Annotated in this window: 21 protein-coding genes and 1 tRNA gene; 8 read left to right on the forward strand and 14 right to left on the reverse strand. The window is 35.6% G+C overall.

The window, feature by feature from the left end; translation table 11 throughout:
- Positions 1 to 19: 19 nt before the first annotated feature.
- The 3 genes from argF to pfdA are packed head-to-tail and all read right to left on the reverse strand — an operon-like array spanning position 20 to position 3,085.
- Positions 20 to 976 (reverse strand): ornithine carbamoyltransferase, encoded by a 957-nt coding sequence (gene argF, locus NMY3_RS14675; protein ID WP_196816556.1) that lies wholly within the window; start codon positions 974 to 976, stop codon positions 20 to 22.
- Between the two features lie 42 nt (positions 977 to 1,018).
- Positions 1,019 to 2,488 carry a signal recognition particle-docking protein FtsY gene (gene ftsY / locus NMY3_RS14680; RefSeq protein WP_196816557.1) on the reverse strand — a complete coding sequence of 490 codons (1,470 nt, stop codon included), beginning with the start codon at positions 2,486 to 2,488 and terminating at the stop codon, positions 1,019 to 1,021.
- Between the two features lie 54 nt (positions 2,489 to 2,542).
- The gene (gene pfdA / locus NMY3_RS14685; protein WP_196816558.1) at positions 2,543 to 3,085 is read right to left on the reverse strand and encodes a prefoldin subunit alpha; all 543 of its coding nucleotides are present in this window, start codon (positions 3,083 to 3,085) and stop codon (positions 2,543 to 2,545) included.
- Between the two features lie 457 nt (positions 3,086 to 3,542).
- Here pfdA and NMY3_RS14690 point away from each other — a divergent pair, with 457 nt between their 5' ends.
- Positions 3,543 to 4,589 (forward strand): type II glyceraldehyde-3-phosphate dehydrogenase, encoded by a 1,047-nt coding sequence (locus tag NMY3_RS14690; RefSeq protein ID WP_196816559.1) that lies wholly within the window; start codon positions 3,543 to 3,545, stop codon positions 4,587 to 4,589.
- Positions 4,590 to 4,705: 116 nt separating this feature from the next.
- Here the strand turns inward: NMY3_RS14690 and NMY3_RS14695 are convergent, their stop codons facing one another.
- Positions 4,706 to 6,223, reverse strand: coding sequence for a 4-hydroxyphenylacetate 3-hydroxylase family protein (locus NMY3_RS14695; RefSeq protein WP_196816560.1), 1,518 nt, complete (start codon positions 6,221 to 6,223; stop codon positions 4,706 to 4,708).
- Positions 6,224 to 6,372: 149 nt separating this feature from the next.
- On the opposite strand from NMY3_RS14695, the gene NMY3_RS14700 reads away from it, so the two are divergent.
- The 3 genes from NMY3_RS14700 to NMY3_RS14710 are packed head-to-tail and all read left to right on the forward strand — an operon-like array spanning position 6,373 to position 7,501.
- Positions 6,373 to 6,720: a helix-turn-helix domain-containing protein gene (locus NMY3_RS14700; RefSeq protein WP_231100114.1), complete on the forward strand. Its 348-nt coding sequence runs from the start codon at positions 6,373 to 6,375 to the stop codon at positions 6,718 to 6,720.
- A 60-nt stretch (positions 6,721 to 6,780) separates the two neighbouring features.
- Positions 6,781 to 7,203, forward strand: coding sequence for a hypothetical protein (locus tag NMY3_RS14705; RefSeq protein WP_196816562.1), 423 nt, complete (start codon positions 6,781 to 6,783; stop codon positions 7,201 to 7,203).
- A gap of 1 nt (position 7,204) precedes the next feature.
- Positions 7,205 to 7,501 carry a hypothetical protein gene (locus tag NMY3_RS14710; RefSeq protein ID WP_196816563.1) on the forward strand — a complete coding sequence of 99 codons (297 nt, stop codon included), beginning with the start codon at positions 7,205 to 7,207 and terminating at the stop codon, positions 7,499 to 7,501.
- A 21-nt stretch (positions 7,502 to 7,522) separates the two neighbouring features.
- On the opposite strand, the gene NMY3_RS14715 is transcribed toward NMY3_RS14710, so the two are convergent.
- Both NMY3_RS14715 and NMY3_RS14720 read right to left on the reverse strand, forming a co-directional pair.
- Positions 7,523 to 8,329, reverse strand: coding sequence for an S-methyl-5'-thioadenosine phosphorylase (locus NMY3_RS14715; RefSeq protein WP_196816564.1), 807 nt, complete (start codon positions 8,327 to 8,329; stop codon positions 7,523 to 7,525).
- Positions 8,330 to 8,863 carry an adenine phosphoribosyltransferase gene (locus tag NMY3_RS14720; protein WP_196816565.1) on the reverse strand — a complete coding sequence of 178 codons (534 nt, stop codon included), beginning with the start codon at positions 8,861 to 8,863 and terminating at the stop codon, positions 8,330 to 8,332.
- Between the two features lie 98 nt (positions 8,864 to 8,961).
- Between NMY3_RS14720 and NMY3_RS14725 the strand changes: the two genes are divergently transcribed.
- Positions 8,962 to 9,564, forward strand: a complete 603-nt coding sequence (locus NMY3_RS14725; protein WP_196816566.1) for an RlmE family RNA methyltransferase — start codon at positions 8,962 to 8,964, stop codon at positions 9,562 to 9,564.
- 12 nt (positions 9,565 to 9,576) lie between these two features.
- Here NMY3_RS14725 and trpD read toward each other — a convergent pair whose 3' ends face one another.
- From trpD to NMY3_RS14740, 3 genes are read right to left on the reverse strand one after another with little or no spacing between them, the layout of a single operon-like run.
- A complete protein-coding gene (trpD, locus tag NMY3_RS14730; RefSeq protein WP_196816567.1) occupies positions 9,577 to 10,755 on the reverse strand; it encodes an anthranilate phosphoribosyltransferase in 1,179 nt (392 codons plus the stop codon).
- A complete protein-coding gene (locus NMY3_RS14735; RefSeq protein ID WP_196816568.1) occupies positions 10,752 to 11,342 on the reverse strand; it encodes an anthranilate synthase component II in 591 nt (196 codons plus the stop codon). The genes trpD and NMY3_RS14735 overlap by 4 nt, the downstream gene beginning before the upstream one ends.
- Before the next feature lie 57 nt (positions 11,343 to 11,399).
- Positions 11,400 to 12,308 carry a PfkB family carbohydrate kinase gene (locus NMY3_RS14740; RefSeq protein ID WP_196816569.1) on the reverse strand — a complete coding sequence of 303 codons (909 nt, stop codon included), beginning with the start codon at positions 12,306 to 12,308 and terminating at the stop codon, positions 11,400 to 11,402.
- Positions 12,309 to 12,365: 57 nt separating this feature from the next.
- On the opposite strand from NMY3_RS14740, the gene NMY3_RS14745 reads away from it, so the two are divergent.
- On the forward strand, positions 12,366 to 12,935 hold the full coding sequence (locus NMY3_RS14745) for a UbiX family flavin prenyltransferase (RefSeq protein WP_196816570.1): 570 nt from the start codon (positions 12,366 to 12,368) through the stop codon (positions 12,933 to 12,935).
- A 136-nt stretch (positions 12,936 to 13,071) separates the two neighbouring features.
- Here the strand turns inward: NMY3_RS14745 and NMY3_RS14750 are convergent, their stop codons facing one another.
- From NMY3_RS14750 to NMY3_RS14765, 4 genes are all read right to left on the reverse strand, one after another.
- Positions 13,072 to 13,650, reverse strand: a complete 579-nt coding sequence (locus NMY3_RS14750) for a KH domain-containing protein (protein ID WP_196816571.1) — start codon at positions 13,648 to 13,650, stop codon at positions 13,072 to 13,074.
- Positions 13,651 to 13,700: 50 nt separating this feature from the next.
- Entirely contained in the window at positions 13,701 to 13,955 is a 255-nt protein-coding gene (locus NMY3_RS14755) for a MoaD/ThiS family protein (protein WP_196816572.1), read from the reverse strand.
- 2 nt (positions 13,956 to 13,957) lie between these two features.
- On the reverse strand, positions 13,958 to 14,179 hold the full coding sequence (locus tag NMY3_RS14760) for a hypothetical protein (RefSeq protein ID WP_196816573.1): 222 nt from the start codon (positions 14,177 to 14,179) through the stop codon (positions 13,958 to 13,960).
- Between the two features lie 100 nt (positions 14,180 to 14,279).
- Positions 14,280 to 15,053, reverse strand: coding sequence for a TatD family hydrolase (locus NMY3_RS14765; RefSeq protein WP_196816574.1), 774 nt, complete (start codon positions 15,051 to 15,053; stop codon positions 14,280 to 14,282).
- Between the two features lie 271 nt (positions 15,054 to 15,324).
- Here NMY3_RS14765 and NMY3_RS14770 point away from each other — a divergent pair, with 271 nt between their 5' ends.
- Both NMY3_RS14770 and NMY3_RS14775 read left to right on the forward strand, forming a co-directional pair.
- Positions 15,325 to 15,552 carry a histone family protein gene (locus NMY3_RS14770; RefSeq protein WP_196816575.1) on the forward strand — a complete coding sequence of 76 codons (228 nt, stop codon included), beginning with the start codon at positions 15,325 to 15,327 and terminating at the stop codon, positions 15,550 to 15,552.
- Between the two features lie 124 nt (positions 15,553 to 15,676).
- A tRNA-Cys gene (locus NMY3_RS14775) sits at positions 15,677 to 15,764 on the forward strand.
- A 10-nt stretch (positions 15,765 to 15,774) separates the two neighbouring features.
- On the opposite strand, the gene NMY3_RS14780 is transcribed toward NMY3_RS14775, so the two are convergent.
- A complete protein-coding gene (locus NMY3_RS14780) occupies positions 15,775 to 16,374 on the reverse strand; it encodes a DUF309 domain-containing protein (protein WP_196816576.1) in 600 nt (199 codons plus the stop codon).
- Positions 16,375 to 16,575 lie beyond the last annotated feature (201 nt).

The following is a 16,575-nucleotide window of genomic DNA, read 5'->3' on the forward strand; positions in this document are numbered from 1 at the left end:
AGTATTTGATACTTTTTATTCAAGAATGGTTCCTATTGTGTACTGATGAATCTCCCAAGATCTTGATCAATAAGGCTTTTTGTACATGTAAACGATTTTCGGCCTCGCTCCAAATGACAGAATGGGGGCCATCAATGATCTGAGATGTAACTTCTTTCCCTCTCTTTGCAGGCAAACAGTGCATAAAAATGAAATCTTTTTTTGCATATTTGACCAAGTCATCATTAACCTGATATTTAGGGAAAAATATTTTTTCTCGACTGTCGAATTCATTTTCCTTTCCTATCGAAATGTGAGTATCGGTAACTATCACATCGGCAGCAACAACTGCTTCTGTAGGATCCGATGTTATCAATAAAGCCGATTCATTTTTTCTAGCTGATGTTCTTGCTACTTCCACTACCCAATTTGGTGGTTCAAAACCTAGTGGAGTAGAAACTCGAATATTTATTCCCAATTTTGAACATCCTAGGAGTAAATCATTACAAACATTATTGCCATCTCCAATAAACGCCATATTGATCCCTCTTAATTTTTTTTTATATTCGAGGATGGTGAGCAAATCCGCTAGAATCTGACATGGATGAAATAAATCAGATAATCCATTTATGACCGGAATGGAAGAATATTCTGATAATTGTTCGATATCTTTATGATCATATACTCTTGCCATCAAAATATCAGCATATAATGATATGGTCTTAGATGTATCTTGTATCGATTCACCGCGGGATAACTGTAAATCATTAAAAGACAGATTTATTGCATGCCCACCTAATTGAAGCATTGCAGTTTCAAAACTTATTCTAGTTCGTGTAGAGGGTTTTTGAAAAATCATTCCCAGGATTTTTCCATTTAGGTATTTAAGATTCGAACCTTGTGTTTTAAACTGGTTTTTCAAGGATGATGCGTGATCCAGCATGGCTAAAATTTGATCAGACCTCAAATCTTGAAGACTTAGGATATCTTCTTTCAATACTAATTTTGAAAAAAATCTTTAATTTAATGCTTTCAAATACTATTTCTTTTTCTTAAACCATCCGAATCGGCTTTTTTTCTCAGCTTTTTCCTTCTTTTCTACTTCTTCCTTCACTTGCTCTTCCTTCACTTGCTCTTCCTTCACTTGCTCTTCCTTCACTTGCTCTTCCTTCACTTGCTCTTCCTTCACTTGCTCTTCCTTCACTTGCTCTTCCTTCACTTGCTCTTCCTTCACTTGCTCTTCCTTCACTTGCTCTTCCTTCACTTGCTCTTCCTTCACTTGCTCTTCCTTCACTTGCTCTTCCTTCACTTGCTCTTCCTTCACTTGCTCTTCCTTCACTTGCTCTTCCTTCACTTGCTCTTCCTTCACTTGTATAGACCCGGAAATCTTTTTATTTTCACTAGTAGATTTCCCATTCGAGTACGAGTCTTGTTGTTCAACAGAAGTACTGAACGAAGACGATGGATCTATTTCTAAATCATCATTCTCTAATTGGTTATACGTATCAGCACTAGTAGTAGCCGCTTCAATAACAGGGGCCACATAATTCTCGTTTGACAATGATGATTGAGTACCACGGTAAGAATCAAGGAGCGACTCATTATTGAAAATAGTCTCAACAAATTTTTCTCTATTGAAATTGATGATATCGTCGTATCCTTGACCTACCCCTAGATAAATAATCGGTTTGGAGGTAATGTAGGATATGGATATTGCTGACCCGCCTTTAGCATCAGCATCGGTTTTGGTCAGGATTGCACCATCAAATTCTGTATATGAAAAGAACTCTCGTGCTTGATTAATAGTGTCATTACCTGATAAAGAATCACCAACGAATAGTTTGATATCAGGTTTGATAACCTTTACAATTTTTCCAATTTCATCCATTAGATTCTTTGCAGTTTGCATCCTTCCCGCAGTATCAATTAATACAACATCAATGTAGTGTTTGCTCGCGTACTCTAATGCATCCCTGGAAACAGCAGATGGATCGGCACCGTATCTTTGAGATATCACTTTTATAGATAGTTTTTCTGCGTGTGATGAAATTTGCTCGATAGCTCCAGCTCTGTGAGTATCAGCGGCGGCAATCACTACTGAAAATCCAGACTTTTTTAGTAAATTAGCCACCTTGGCTACAGTGGTAGTTTTTCCTGTCCCATTTATTCCTAAAAATACAATTTTAAACGGTCCACCCTTGCGTTGCTTCTTTTCATTAACCGCAGAAATCAAATCAACAGATCCTGCCTTGGCCAGAATCTTTGAAAAATTATCTTTTAAAGTAGCTGCAATAATTTGTTCAGTAGTTTCATTCTTTTGTAATTTCATACCCACCAAATTGTCTTTTATTTGCTGCGATAAATCATCTATAACTTCTTGAGAAACATCACTTTCCAAAAGGGCAATATTTAGATCAAAAAGGCTTTCATCCAAATCTTTATCAGATAGTTCTCTCTGACTAATGCTCTTTGCAGCACTAGAGAATGCTCGCTTTAATTTATCAAACATATAGGCATCCCAAACACATAATCTAATACTTTTTCTGGTTGATTTTGAAAGCCCCTAGTGGGAGTGGGAGTGTGATGGTGAATGGGAATGTGCTGTTTCATCGTGGTTTCGCATCTGCCCAACATAGGAATTTACAGTATTCTGTATTTCCATCATTCGGTGCGATATCTGTTGTTTTTGTGTTGATAATTGCTTAGTAGCCAATTCAAATTCCTTTATGCGTTGCTCTATGAAGTTGACAGCATCATCCTTCCTCTTTTCAACTACTACCCCAGCACCGATATTTACCAGAACTTTTTCTAGTGGATAAATAAGACTCTTAACATAAACACCTATACCTAAGGGTACTAAGGAGATTGTTTCGGATTCCGGAGACAAAGATCTTAATGCTTCAAAGGAGTTATGAGACTCTTCATATAATCGATGTAATACGGACTCCTTTGCTACTACGTCATTATAATAAGCTTCAAGTAACTTTGATTCCTGTACTAAATCATTTACTGTTTGTTCCATATCAATACCTCTTCTATTACCCCCATCCATTGTCATAATAAGCTGATTTGCATCTGACTTTATTATAACCTTGGCATTATTCAACTTGGAGCCGGTTCTAGCTCTTTATCGCTCATTATTCTATATTTAGGCTGAGTGAGATGCAAAAATAACAAAAAGTTCGGCGTCCAGAAAACGTAGATAGTTTCGGTCTTCCATATTGAAATCTTATCCGTTAAATGATCATCTTTGTCCATTCCTTAAACAATAATCAATGAATTGCCAGTTTTAGGTAGTTGGAAGTAGTTAACACATTCAATGATTTAGTATGTCTGAGTAATTCATTGCCAATCTCCGTCGCGTCTAAAGAACCTGCATTTCATAATCAACAAATCAAATAGGCGTAAGGGAAATGAGTTGATAATAGTATAAGATTTTCTGTCTTTGAATTAAAGGCAATAAAATTGCAAAAATAGTGACAAGATTGTAGGATATGAACCGAAACTAAAGTCATGATCACCATTAAAAATATATTAAATATTGCAAAAATTACAAACCAAGAGTGTATCAAGTTTTCATAAATGGTTATGGCATAATTGGAAGCCGCTTGGCAACTGCCTTAACAAAGGATAAATCTATTAACCTTATAGGTATAGCAAAATATTCTGTCGATGAGAAAACACAAGAGGCAATAAGCAAGGGATACAAGGTTTTTGTTCCTAGTAAATTGATTAAGGAATTTAGAAATAAAAATTACGACATTTCAGGCAGTATCGAGGATGCAATAAACCAATCCGATTTGGTTATAGATGCTTCTACAGAAGGAAATGGAATTAAAAATAAGAGAAAATATTATCATCCTCTTAAGAAGAAGGCAATCTTTCAAGGGGGGGAAGATAGGTATGGCAGAAATTCTGTGGCAGACATTATCCACAATTCAAGAGTAAACTATGAAAAGACATTAGACAAAGATTCCGTAATCCAGGGTAGCTGTAATGTTACTGGAATGGGTAAAATCATCCAGCCATTGATTGAAACTTATGGTAAATTAATTAAAAGATTTGATGTGGTATTAGTGAGGAGATGGGCCGATCTTGAAGATAAAAAAGAGGTAAGAGATTCGATAGAATGGGATAAGAATCCACACCACCAGGACGATTTGAAGGATTTCATACCCTCTGCCAACTTGTATGTCGATGCGTTAAAGGTGCCATCAAGAATGATGCATCTTCATCAAATGACGATCAGGTTCGATGGTAAACCACCATCCAAGGATGACATCCTAGAAAATTTCAAAAATGAATTTGGAGTGGCTATTTTGCAAAATGCAAAGGGTACCGGAGATATAAGAAAGAAGGCTGCAGAACTCAAATTTGATCATGGAGATACATCAATGGTCCACATCCATAGCGAGTTAATAAAAATCCAAGAGGATACATTGAAGATTTCATATTCAGATGATCAAACCGGGATGGTAATTCCTGAAAACTACATGTTAATACAATCAATGTTGTTGAAACAGCCCCGAGTATACGCAATAAAGCAAACTGACAAGATTTTTGGCATGAAAAAGAAAAAGAAATTATTGGAATCAGAGTTTCAGGGCTAAGTCATATTGACACCTGATCTGATTAGGTAACAAAAATCACATTATTGAGCCGTAAAAAGTATTAATTTAAATCAAACACAAAAAGAACAAAGAGGATTTAATCCCAATGTCAGGCTCTATTTTTTTATTCCAAATATCCTATCAAAATAATCTGATGATTCTGCTAGGGATGGGTTTGATATGGTGTCTTCGCCTTCCGCTACTTTGGCTAATTTTCTTGCCAACTTTTTCTTGTATTCAAGCTGCATCTGTCTGGCTATTTGAATACGTTGAGCTTGTGGCGACCCTGCACCATGCATGGATTCGGTTAGGTACCCAACGGCATTTCTACCAAGTGTCATATTCTCGATTAACCGAAGTATACGAACCCTGTCTTCTGTTGATACGCCTTTTCGTCCTTTCAAGTATTTATCAAGTAATGGACCGGTAACTGGTCCTCTAAAGTCCTTCTCAGAAGGCATAGTGACCATAAGGCCTCCAGCAATGTCCTGAGCTAGCCGTCCAATTTCGTATGGAAAACGGGTAACATTGTGCTTGCATACATTAGCAAGCATATCATCGTTAATGAAATTCCCTGACTCAGTCCTGTATGCTTGATGTGAAGAAGCTATACCAGCCGCAAAAATTGTTTCATTTAAATGAGTCATCTCAATTAATTTGTCCTTAATATGGGAAGCGTTTGAAACGCCATTATATTCAGCGATTGCCGCAGAAGCACCGATCAATACATCTCCTAATCCGGTTTTACAAACATAACTTCTCCTATGATAGCAAGTAAATCTTTCAACCAACATTGAAGCGAACTCCACCTCGCCTTCCATGAAGATCAATTCGTTTGGAATAAACACGTTATCAAATATTATAAGTGCCTCTTGTCCGGAAAATTGAGAATTACCTGCATCCAAGTCCCCCTCTTCCATACTCCTGGTATCGCACGATTGTCTTCCATAGATATAAGTAATACCTTTTGCATCTACCGGAATGGCACCGACGATTGCATAGTCCCTATCTTCGGGCCTCATACGCATAGTAGGCATCACAATTAACCAGTGTGAATTAATGCATCCAGTCTGATGAGCTTTAGCTCCTTTGATATAAACGCCCTTTTCGTCCCTTTTTACAACATGGACAAACATATCTGGATCTTCTTGTTGAGATGGAGATAAACTCCTGTCCCCTTTGGCATCCGTCATTGTCCCTCCGATTACATGGTTTTCATATTGAATTTTTTTGATAAATTCAATTAGTCTCTCATGATATGGTGTTTGATATTTTTTATCAATTTCAAATGTTGTAGAATATAATGAGTTTAGTGCATCCATTCCTACGCAGCGTTGAAAACAAGTTCCAGTTTGTTGTCCGAGCTTTCTTTGCATACGGTTTTGATTCACCAAGTCTTGGGAACTTTCTGCTATATGCAAGAATCTGTTAACCTTGAGTCCCGTCAATGAGGAAGTTGCAGAACCTATTTCGGGATCTTCTTCTGCAATATCATACGTTGCTGCCACGGCATTAATAGAAGGCCTAATCATAGGATGATCAACCGGCTCCTTAACTAGTTCTCCAAAAAGATAAACCTGCAAATTTCTATCTCTCAAACTTTCAATGTACTCAGACCCATTTTTAATAGGCATGTATTAAATTGAACGAGATATTATTTGAATATTTGTATACGTCCTTCTGAAAACCATTCGTAGTATTGCAGGACCGCGGCATTAATGGCCTAATCGACAAAGATCCGTCTAAGGACAACTTATTTTTAATATCGGCGAACAATATATTTATGAATCAAACAAGCCAAATTAAGACTCTACTAAAAGAGCAGCTTCAAATGAATGAATTAGAGACCGACATTTTTTTGGCATTAATGAAATCAGAAAAAACAACTTCTCGGGGATTCCAAGAGAAAACCAACCTAACGGTCGATCAAATTATTGAAATTTCTAAAGGCTTAGAAAATAAAGGAATGGTTATCGAAATTAACAAAAACGAATTTAGAGCCTTGCATCCGAGGTTTGCGATAGTAAATAGATATAGAAGAATATGTCAAGCAAATAACATACTTTTCAAAAAGAACACATTAATCGATAACCTCGGAATAATGCTAGAAAACTATCAAAATCAGATATAAAGAGAAATAAACATTATGTAAGGGCTAAATAAGGGAAAACGGTTAAATTAATAATTCAGGATGCAATCTTCAACTTCATCAGGAAACAATAAGGACAAAATAGCCTATTTTGGTGTAATAAACATAAATGAAAATGGGAGAAATATTGGAGCGGTTGATATTTGGAGAAGTTTAATTACAAAGAATCTATTTTGTGAAGAAAAAAGATTAGGAATTCTGGATATCACAGATAAAATAGGTATGCCCGAAATTAAGAATGACGAAATTTGGGCTGTGGCCATAAATAAATTTAGAAAAGGAAAAGATCGGTGGAAATTGATAAGTATTGCTAAAGATGGTAAAACAGAATTTTTGGATACCGATGATGAAACCAAAATAATTGTAGATACATCAAATTTCAAGATCATTGATAAAGAATGGTGGAGTTTTTTGGTTTCAGAAAATGTAAACAAAAGTGTAGAAATTACTAAAGAATTGATATAACATGATAAATGAATTTCCGGAGGAATATGACAATCTAGAAATCGACATTAGTATAAAACATGTTGTAGAAGGGGCTCTGGCTAGCAAACTATCAGGCTATTTTCTGATTTATAACAACAAGTTTAGTTTCAGTGCAGTAGCTTTTGGTCGGATAGGCGGACATAATATAAACGTCAAAATTTCTAAAACCACTGGTGACAAGATTAGAAAACTAAATTTGGATCCCGAAATAGTGATATTGATAATTCAGAGAAAAATTATTGAGGGAGATATCACTATTCTGATGAAGGAACATTAATAGTTTCACAAGGTCAAAATGCTATAATACGGCATCCTTTAAAGCATTTCCACAGGAACAGTTGTTTTGTTCTTCAGGGATCATAGGTAGTATCTTCTCGAGAATCCTCCTAGTGGTTTCAACGTTCTTGTTTAAGGTTTCTATAATTTCTCTTGACGACACAGGCTGATCGGCCCAAACATCATAATCTGTAATAGTAGAAACAGAAAGATAACAGATCTCACTTTCTCTAGCCAAAATGCATTCAGGAACTAGGGTCATGCCTATGATGTCAGCCCGATATACATCCCTATATATCTTAGATTCTGCGCGTGTAGAAAATCTCGGACCTTCAATACATACATATGTTCCCTTATCATGAACACGTATGCCTAACTCATTAATACAGCTGATAGCTATATTTCTCATGTCCCCACAGAAAGGATCTGCTACAGAAATATGGCATACTTTTGGCCCATCATAAAAGGTATAAGCCCGTTTTTTTGTAAAATCAAAAAATTGATCAGGAAGCATCACATCCCCAGGTTTTATTTCATAATCCAAACTACCTACTGCAGAAGGTGCAATGATTCTCTTAATTCCCAATTCTTTTAGAGCCCAAATATTAGCCTGATAATTTATCATGTGAGGAGGAATTCTATGGCCTTTCCCATGCCTTGGGAGAAAAGCTATTCTCTGATTCCCAAATTTTCCAATAATAATAGCGTCTGAAGTAGGACCATAGGGAGTATGAGGATTAATTGATTGTTCTATCTTAAATAAATTAGGGTCATAAATTCCGGTACCACCGATTATGGCTATACCTACAGATTTATCACTAGCAAGCATTTAGTAAACCACCATTGAATGAACACGATATCCTCTTTCTCTTAATAGTTTCCCCCCATCCAAGGAGGATAACTCTATTATGAATGCAAATCCCGCTACCTTGCCTCCCAAGTCTTCAACTAAGCTGGCCGCGGCTAGTGCGGTACCACCAGTAGCAAGTAAATCATCGGCTATCAGAATTCTGTCACCTGTTCTTAGTGAATCAGACTGCAGCTCCATTACCGCTGTACCATATTCAATTCCGTATGATTGTTTTATGGTAGTTCCAGGGAGTTTTCCAGCTTTTCTTATCATGATTACTCCTTTGTTAAATTTTAAACCCAACAAGGTAGATATAATAAACCCTCGTGCTTCAATACCCGCTACATAATCAACCTTAACCTTTTGAAACTGGTCATAAAAATGATTTCCAAGTATATCCAAAGATTTACCATCTCTAAATACAGGATTGATATCCTTAAACAATATTCCTTGCTTTGGAAAATCAGGGTAATCTCTTATTAGATCTTGAACGTGGCTAATATCTGAATGCACAAAATTTTTTTAGATTTATACCTATAAAAAACATTACTAGAAGTTTTCAAGAAACAAATATTATGAATGCCTACCATTTCTTTATGAGAATGATATAATTGAAACTTGCCGATGCAAGGAGGGATCCCTATAGGAAGCTTGCTAAGGAAAATAGCTACAGGAGTCGTGCTGTTTACAAGCTTTCGCAATTAAATAAATCACACCACATTTTGAAACAAGGGATGAAAATAGTGGACATAGGTGCAGCTCCCGGCGGTTGGTTACAATTTGCATCTAAAATAGCTGGAAATGAAGGTAAAGTCATTGGGATCGATGTGAAAGAGATAGAACCGATTTTAAACGTCATCATTATTCATGGAAATGTAGAGGATGAACAAACGGTAACATTATTATCAAAGTATTTGGATGGCAAGGCTGATATAGTCTTATCGGATCTAGCACCCAACGTTTCTGGATTGTGGGAAATGGATCACTTAAAGCAAATTGACTTAACAATGAAGGCTGTGGAAATAACTAAAAAAATCCTTAAGGTAAATGGAAATGCAGTGTACAAAGTATTTCAAGGAGAAACAACGCCGGAATTTATTACCTATGTAAAAAGTATATTTTCTACAGTCCAGATAACAAAACCTGATGCAAGCAGAAAACAGAGTAGCGAGATATATTTATTGTGTAAGCACTTTAATCCATCTATAGTTTGAGAAACAAAATAATTAATTCTTGCGTCTGATATTTAGCATTTTTTCAGCCTGTTCCAACTTCGAAACATCTCCACTGTTCTTTATTATAGTCTCTAATAATTTTTGTGGGCGTCCTTCATTTAATGAATCTCTCACAATCGATAATGCGTCACTTAAAGATTCTATTTCTCCTCCAACCATCAAGGCAGCTGCACTGTTGAGTAAAACAATGTTTTCCTTGGATTTGTTGGATTGTATTCCATAGATTATTCGTAAACTTTCATTTATTGATTCCATTTTATCCTTTACAATTATATCTTGAATTGAAGATCTGGGCAAACCCAATGAAACAGGATCTAATAATTCATGCCGGACAAGGTACTTTCCATCTTGAAAAGTGACATGAATTATAGTGTTCCTGCTCGTGGTAGACAGTTCATCCATTCCATCATGAGATCTAACTATCATCGCATGCTTTAAACTAAGAGTAGGGATTATTTCAGGAATAAGGGTTAACAAGGACGGGTCAGCAACTCCTATTACCTGGCCATACAGATTTCTACAGGGGTTACACAATGGTCCAACTTTGTTAAATATTGTACGAATTCCTAACTCCTTCCTTACCTTAGAAACATGTCGTAATCCCGGATGAAATTTAGGGGCATAAAGAAAACCAAGCCCATAGTTTTCAATAGATTTTACAATAGGCATAATATTATCTTCATCCAATCGATAGCCAATATATTCAAATAGATCTGCGCTACCACTTAGACTTGATGACGATTTGTTACCATGTTTTGCTATCGCTATTTTTTTACAAGAGCTAGCAATAACGGCTGAAGTGGTGCTTATATTGAATGTATTTAAGAAATCGCCTCCAGTTCCACAATTATCTATGATTGGGAGCTCAGACACGGGATTGATTGGTATGGAAGATCCTCTGATAATTTCAGCTGCAGCCTTTAATTCATCGTGGTCTTCTCCATTCAAGATTAGAGCCATCAAGAAAGCTGAAATAAACACGTCAGAACAGAGTCCGTTGATAATACTAGTCATTACAGACCTCATTTCAGTGCTATTTAGTCTTTGTCCAGTCGAAAGTTTCTTTAGATAAATTTGATTTTGCGAGTGCAACTCATCTCCGATACGGCCAAAGTGATTACCGTATGCTGTCTCTGTACCTTTATCGATATTTCTAATGTTCGAACTCATTTTTTTATCATTCGGATAAAATTAGAGAGAATTTTCTTACCTTCAACAGTTAATATCGACTCAGGATGAAACTGTATTCCTTCTATCAGATATTTTTCGTGACAGGCACCCATTATTTCTCTGTCGTCTAATGAAATAGAAGTAATCTTCAAACATTTTGGAAAACTATCTTTGTCAGCAATGAGTGAATGATAACGCGTTGCCACAAATGGGTTTTTGACACCTTCAAACAACATAGTATTGTTGTTGAATTGGATATTACTGGTCTTACCATGTTTTATTTCTTTAGCCTTCTTTACCGTTCCTCCAAAGGCGTTCACAATGCCTTGATGACCCAAGCAAATACCCAAAATTGGAACAGATGGTCCCAGCTTGGTTATCACCTCCGAACATATTCCAAAATCCTTTTTGTATTTTGGATGTCCTGGACCTGGCGATATTATAATTGCATCAGGATTCATTTTAGATATACCTTTAATGGTAATCTGATTATTCCGTTTTACTACAGGATCTGTACGTAGTAAACCCATAATCTGGGCAATATTATAAACAAATGAATCGTAATTATCAATTATAAGGACTTTCATTTAACTAGTGGTCACAATCTATTATCCCAAAGTTGATAATAATACTTTCTAATAAGGCTAAATATGTAACATCTTTTTATATTTATCATATCTGTCCACTATATCTTCAATAGTTATTCGCATTAATCCATCGATTCCAAACTCCTCTATCGCAAAAGTACCCATAATACTTCCCATGAGAATTGATTCTTTAACCAGTGCTAAATCATTCGCTAAATGACCTTTAGACTTTGAGATTAAATACCCCATAAATCCACCAGCAAATGAATCCCCAGCTCCTGTAGGATCAGTAACGCTTTCTAATGGGTATCCGGGTATTGGTATAACCTCGTCACCAATAAATAGTAATACACCATGTTCTCCCTTTTTAATAATTGCAAAATTTGGACCATAGGACAAAAGTTGTTTGCCGCATTTAACAAGATTAGAATTATTGCAAAGCAATCTTGCTTCTTGGTCATTTATTACTACCCCATTTGTTTTTTCAATCATAGATATAACAGAGTCCTTCTTATTGTGAATCCAATATTCTATAGTATCGCAAATAATTAGTTCAGGACTATTAAAACTATCAATTATTTGTATATTTTGTTCGGGATCGTTATTTGCAAGATAAATATATTTTGAGTTTTTGTATTCGGCTGGAACAATCGGTTCAAAATTTTCAATTACATTCAGTTCAGTTATGTTTGTCGTCCTATGAGATAGGTCAAAATCAAATGTAGAATCATAAAAGAAAGTTTTCTTGTCATTGAATCGCTCTAAGCCCTTTATATCCAATTTGTTGCTCAGCTGAGTGTAATATTTATCTGGAAAATCATTACCAATCGCACCTATTAATGAGACAGGTACGAAAAAGGATGCAGCCATAGATGCATAAGTCGCAGCACCTCCCAAGATACGCTCTTTTGTCTCAAATGGAGTTCTTGTAGTGTCTAAAGCAATCGAACCAAAAACTGTAAGCATTAGGAAGAGTATTAGAGTATTAAATATAAAACATTGGAAACACAATAAATAAAGAACATGGGAGAAAATCCAAGGATAGTTGTTGGGATTACAGGAAGTTCAGGTGTAATATATGGCATTATGCTTTTGAGGGCACTACAGAAATTTGATATTGAGACCCACCTAGTACTTAGCAAGTGGGCAGAAAAGAATATAGAGATTGAAACAGAGGAAAATGTCAACGAGATTAAAAGGATCTCAAATTTTGTCTATGATGAAAATGATATGGCTGCACCCATATCAAGTGGATCATTTAGAACCGACGGGATGGCGATTATTCCTTGTAGTATGAAAACCCTTTCTAGCATTGCCAATGGTTACGACGATAACCTTATTTCTCGAGCAGCGTCAGTTACTATCAAGGAAAATCGGAGGCTTGTCCTAGTCCCAAGGGAGACCCCACTTTCAAAAATCCACATATCGAATATGTTAAAGTTGGCAGAGATTGGAGTGGTGATATTACCAGCAATGCCAGGATTTTACCATAAACCAAAATCAATTGACGACCTAATTTCACATATCATTGGAAAAACACTTGATCAATTTGGAATAAACAACGAGATGTTCAATAGATGGGGTAAGAAATAGAACTTGACGATCATAACATCTGTTAAAAAGATGGATCGTCCTGAAATAATATCAATTAACAAGAGTATTAACCCGATATTAGTGAGCTGAAGAAAATCCTGGTGGTTAGCCCAATATTTTCATGGTAAATAGCTATTTATTTAATTTTTTCCCATAGATCCATTTTTGCTAATTTTTTCCTTCTGTTATGTTCCTCAAGCATATGATACACTGATTTGTGGGAGCTTCCTTTACAGATCATTAAAATTGCGTTTAATGCTAGAGACGTTTCGTCATAAGTCCCAATGAATCCGACAAAGTGTCCGTAGATTGATATATCAGCACCAGAGAAGTCCTCCAGGTTCTTTCTAAATTTACCACTCTGTCCAATAAGTCTTGATTTGATCCTATCTAAAGAATTCATTGATTTCCCTGAATACTCCCGTAGATCTACAAGTTGCAATAAAGATTCATCGGATAGCAACCTATAGGCCCGTTCAGGGGAGAAGCCTTTTGAAATGGCCATTATTATTTCGGATGCTTTGAATATTCCACTATTTGTTATGGATGCTTCATTTTTTAGTCGGATCGTTACATCCCCAGTATCTCCGTCTACATCCAGGGTAATATTGCATTTTGATTCTATTTCAGATTTGACAGATCCTTTTTTCCCAACTATAACCCCTATACGATCTTTGGATACTTTGATTACCTTAAAAATATTTTCAAAAGCCACTATATGATAGTGAACACCAAGCTATAATATATTTTAAAAAAGAGTTACAGTCATCCGCCATGTACAACTGATAGAATAGTAACAGTATCTCCGGACGAAATTTTGGCTCCTCTTCCACCCATTACAGAGGACTCGACGCCATTAATCGCGATCATTATTTCGTCCTCTTTTATCTTATTTTCCAAATCATATTCTCTCTCCAACAATGTAAGTAATTCATTTACGCTTGAATTGGTTACATTGATATTTACTGTTGAAAATCCAGCTGCCTTCCTTATACCACCAACCAAATCAACAGTTATCAATCTTATTCTGCAGTTTCTTCACGAGATTCAGTATTTTCTTCAGAATATGAGAGTGAGGCATTCTGTTGAGCTAGGTTTCTATTTACATTCTTGGTAATGTAACCTGCTATTTTGTTTCGTAATTCCTTTGAACGAACAATGGCAAAATTCTTAATGGTTTCTTTATTTTCGTTAAAATCACTAGTAAATTTATCAGGATAACGTTCCAACAATTCGTTGGCCATTTTTTTGACTCTATCCACATGATTAGAAAAAAAACAAGGGTATTTTATCTTTTATCTTAATTAGATTAGACTAAAGACGAATTCACTATAGGTAGACATGTTAGTTTAAAAATCGTGTAGAATTGTCATAAAGAATTTCAGACATTTCCTCAAAGGACTTTTTTAACAAAACAGAAGCAAAATAAACTATGCTTATTACCATAGATGGAGAAGTAAGTGCACCATCAAAGCAATTCCTGTATTTGACCGGCCCATCAGTCTCTACCAAGATCAGGTTAATATCAGATTCTTTTAACAAGGCATGTTTGTCATTTGAGTACAGTAGATATGGACCGAAAGAAACGAAATATCCCTTATCATTTATTCTTTTTAGATTGCTTTTGTTCCCATCATACCAATGGAATATTGCATTCCTAATTTTATATGAAGGCAATATCTCCAGAATTTCATTTACAGATTTTCGAGAATGAAGAGACACCGGCTTTTCATTCTTTTCTGCTAGGTATAGCATTTCTTCGAAAACAATTTTTTGTCTTTCGAGTGTATTGTCTGGATCCAAATTGGTATATGTTGGATCAATTCCAATTTCACCTATTCCAGTAATAAATTCAAGTTTAGATTGTAAAAGACTCTCAAACAATTGCAGATTAACAGAACCCGCTGCAAACTGTGGGTGTATACCCACAAAAACTCTAAACAGATCGGAATCCTTAAAAAATTTTTCCTTTAGTGATAACGCCTCTACAGAGGAATTGAAATCTTCTGACATGCAAATCGATTGAACATTAGCCTGACGCATGTAATCGAATATCATCTTATGGTATTTGTTATAATTCTTATCTGATAAATGAATGTGCGAATCAACGTAATACAATTACTTGTTAATCTTTAGATGCAACTAATTAATTATTAGTCTTCGCTTGCGATATAATAAGCGAGCGATCAATATATCTACTAGTTATCTCAACATCAACAATGTATAACTTAAAGATCTCGATCAAGATAATTGCATTCTGGGTAAAGTCTGGAAATAATAATATGACCTAATGATAAAGGACTCATATTTAGTAGTAAGAATGAACTCTTTAATTGAATCAATTTTACATAGGAGTTTAATAAACGAGGTAACAACACTAGTAGAATAAATGGCAATAAATTCTGAATCCGAAATAGCCCTCGCGTCTGTTCACAGAATCATAAAAAAATACGGTGCCGAAAGGGTAAGTGACAGTGCAGCAGATGAATTGAGAAGAATATTAGAAGCCTTAGGCGAAAATATTGCTAAGCAGGCCGTGCAGTTGGCCAGTCATGCTCACCGGAAAACAATCAAATCTGAAGATATAACCCTTGCATCTAAAAATTTTATCAAATAATTACATAGAGTCAAGAACGGATTCATTTTTGACGGTATTGTATTGCCCTATTTATGATCTTGTAAAGATATGAAACCATTACCAAAGAAATATAAGTTTTCAATTAATGATAAAATAAACAGCTGGTGGGGTGGCAGAGCGGCCATGCGTTCGCCTGCAGACTCAAAGATACAGATAGCGAATATATAAGGGTTCGAATCCCTTCCCCACCTCTTAAGAATACTATTTCAGGCACATTTTGATGATTGATGGATTTTTAGTACGTATTATTTTGTTGATATCCTTTAGCAAAAATTCTAAATTTATATCATAAAAATATCTAGGATAGTCTTTGAATTTTTCCAAAGAGCGATTGAGGATGGAGAAAAAAATGGCATTTTCTCCTTTTTGGAAGTGCACATATGCCGCATCCACTAAAATTAATCCATTTAAGAGATTTCTTGTTTCTCCCTTTGAATCTTTCCAAACACCCTCTAGAACTTCATGAGACTTCCAATATCTTTCCATGTTAAATAAAAATATTGATGACATCACTGCGTCATCTCTGGATCTAAAGCCGGTTACTTCATTCAATTCTTCTAGTCGGATCAAGGATCCTAACATGTCAATGGGTCCAAAAAATTCAAGATCATTGGGGCTTAATGAGTTATCGTCCTGTGTACTAACGTCTATCTCAATAAAATAACTTGAAATCCGGATGTCCCTGACTACTGCATTGCGATAGTTTTGTAGTAGCACCCGCAGTGAATGTAAAACACTTTTTGAGTTGGCGGGCAAATAATTATTTTTGTTACCTAGATAAACAAGATATCTTTTATTCATGTAGCTAGTTCGTTATTAACCGATTATGGTAAATGAGCCTTCTGATTTCTGTGGCAGAAGTCGTTAGAGCAGGATAATCTGTTATTAATAAACCGATTCAGACGAAGGTCTTAATCCCCTTTTCTTTGACATGAAACCACAATTTCCACATTTATAAACTCTTTTTCTTTTATAGGTGTAAATAACATCTATTTCTTCTAT

This window comes from Candidatus Nitrosocosmicus oleophilus, assembly GCF_000802205.1.
Taxonomy (GTDB): Archaea; Thermoproteota; Nitrososphaeria; order Nitrososphaerales; family Nitrososphaeraceae; genus Nitrosocosmicus; species Nitrosocosmicus oleophilus.

Bases quoted from the DNA above. Each gene is read 5' to 3' on its own strand.
- ftsY (WP_196816557.1), bottom strand. From the start codon at position 2,488: ATGTTTGATAAATTAAAGCGAGCATTCTCTAGTGCTGCAAAGAGCATT.
- NMY3_RS14695 (WP_196816560.1), bottom strand. From the start codon at position 6,223: ATGCCTATTAAAAATGGGTCTGAGTACATTGAAAGTTTGAGAGATAGA.
- NMY3_RS14700 (WP_231100114.1), top strand. From the start codon at position 6,373: ATGAATCAAACAAGCCAAATTAAGACTCTACTAAAAGAGCAGCTTCAA.
- NMY3_RS14705 (WP_196816562.1), top strand. From the start codon at position 6,781: ATGCAATCTTCAACTTCATCAGGAAACAATAAGGACAAAATAGCCTAT.
- NMY3_RS14710 (WP_196816563.1), top strand. From the start codon at position 7,205: ATGATAAATGAATTTCCGGAGGAATATGACAATCTAGAAATCGACATT.
- NMY3_RS14715 (WP_196816564.1), bottom strand. From the start codon at position 8,329: ATGCTTGCTAGTGATAAATCTGTAGGTATAGCCATAATCGGTGGTACC.
- trpD (WP_196816567.1), bottom strand. From the start codon at position 10,755: ATGAGTTCGAACATTAGAAATATCGATAAAGGTACAGAGACAGCATAC.
- NMY3_RS14735 (WP_196816568.1), bottom strand. From the start codon at position 11,342: ATGAAAGTCCTTATAATTGATAATTACGATTCATTTGTTTATAATATT.
- NMY3_RS14740 (WP_196816569.1), bottom strand. From the start codon at position 12,308: ATGCTTACAGTTTTTGGTTCGATTGCTTTAGACACTACAAGAACTCCA.
- NMY3_RS14745 (WP_196816570.1), top strand. From the start codon at position 12,366: ATGGGAGAAAATCCAAGGATAGTTGTTGGGATTACAGGAAGTTCAGGT.
- NMY3_RS14760 (WP_196816573.1), bottom strand. From the start codon at position 14,179: ATGGCCAACGAATTGTTGGAACGTTATCCTGATAAATTTACTAGTGAT.
- NMY3_RS14770 (WP_196816575.1), top strand. From the start codon at position 15,325: ATGGCAATAAATTCTGAATCCGAAATAGCCCTCGCGTCTGTTCACAGA.
- NMY3_RS14780 (WP_196816576.1), bottom strand. From the start codon at position 16,374: ATGAATAAAAGATATCTTGTTTATCTAGGTAACAAAAATAATTATTTG.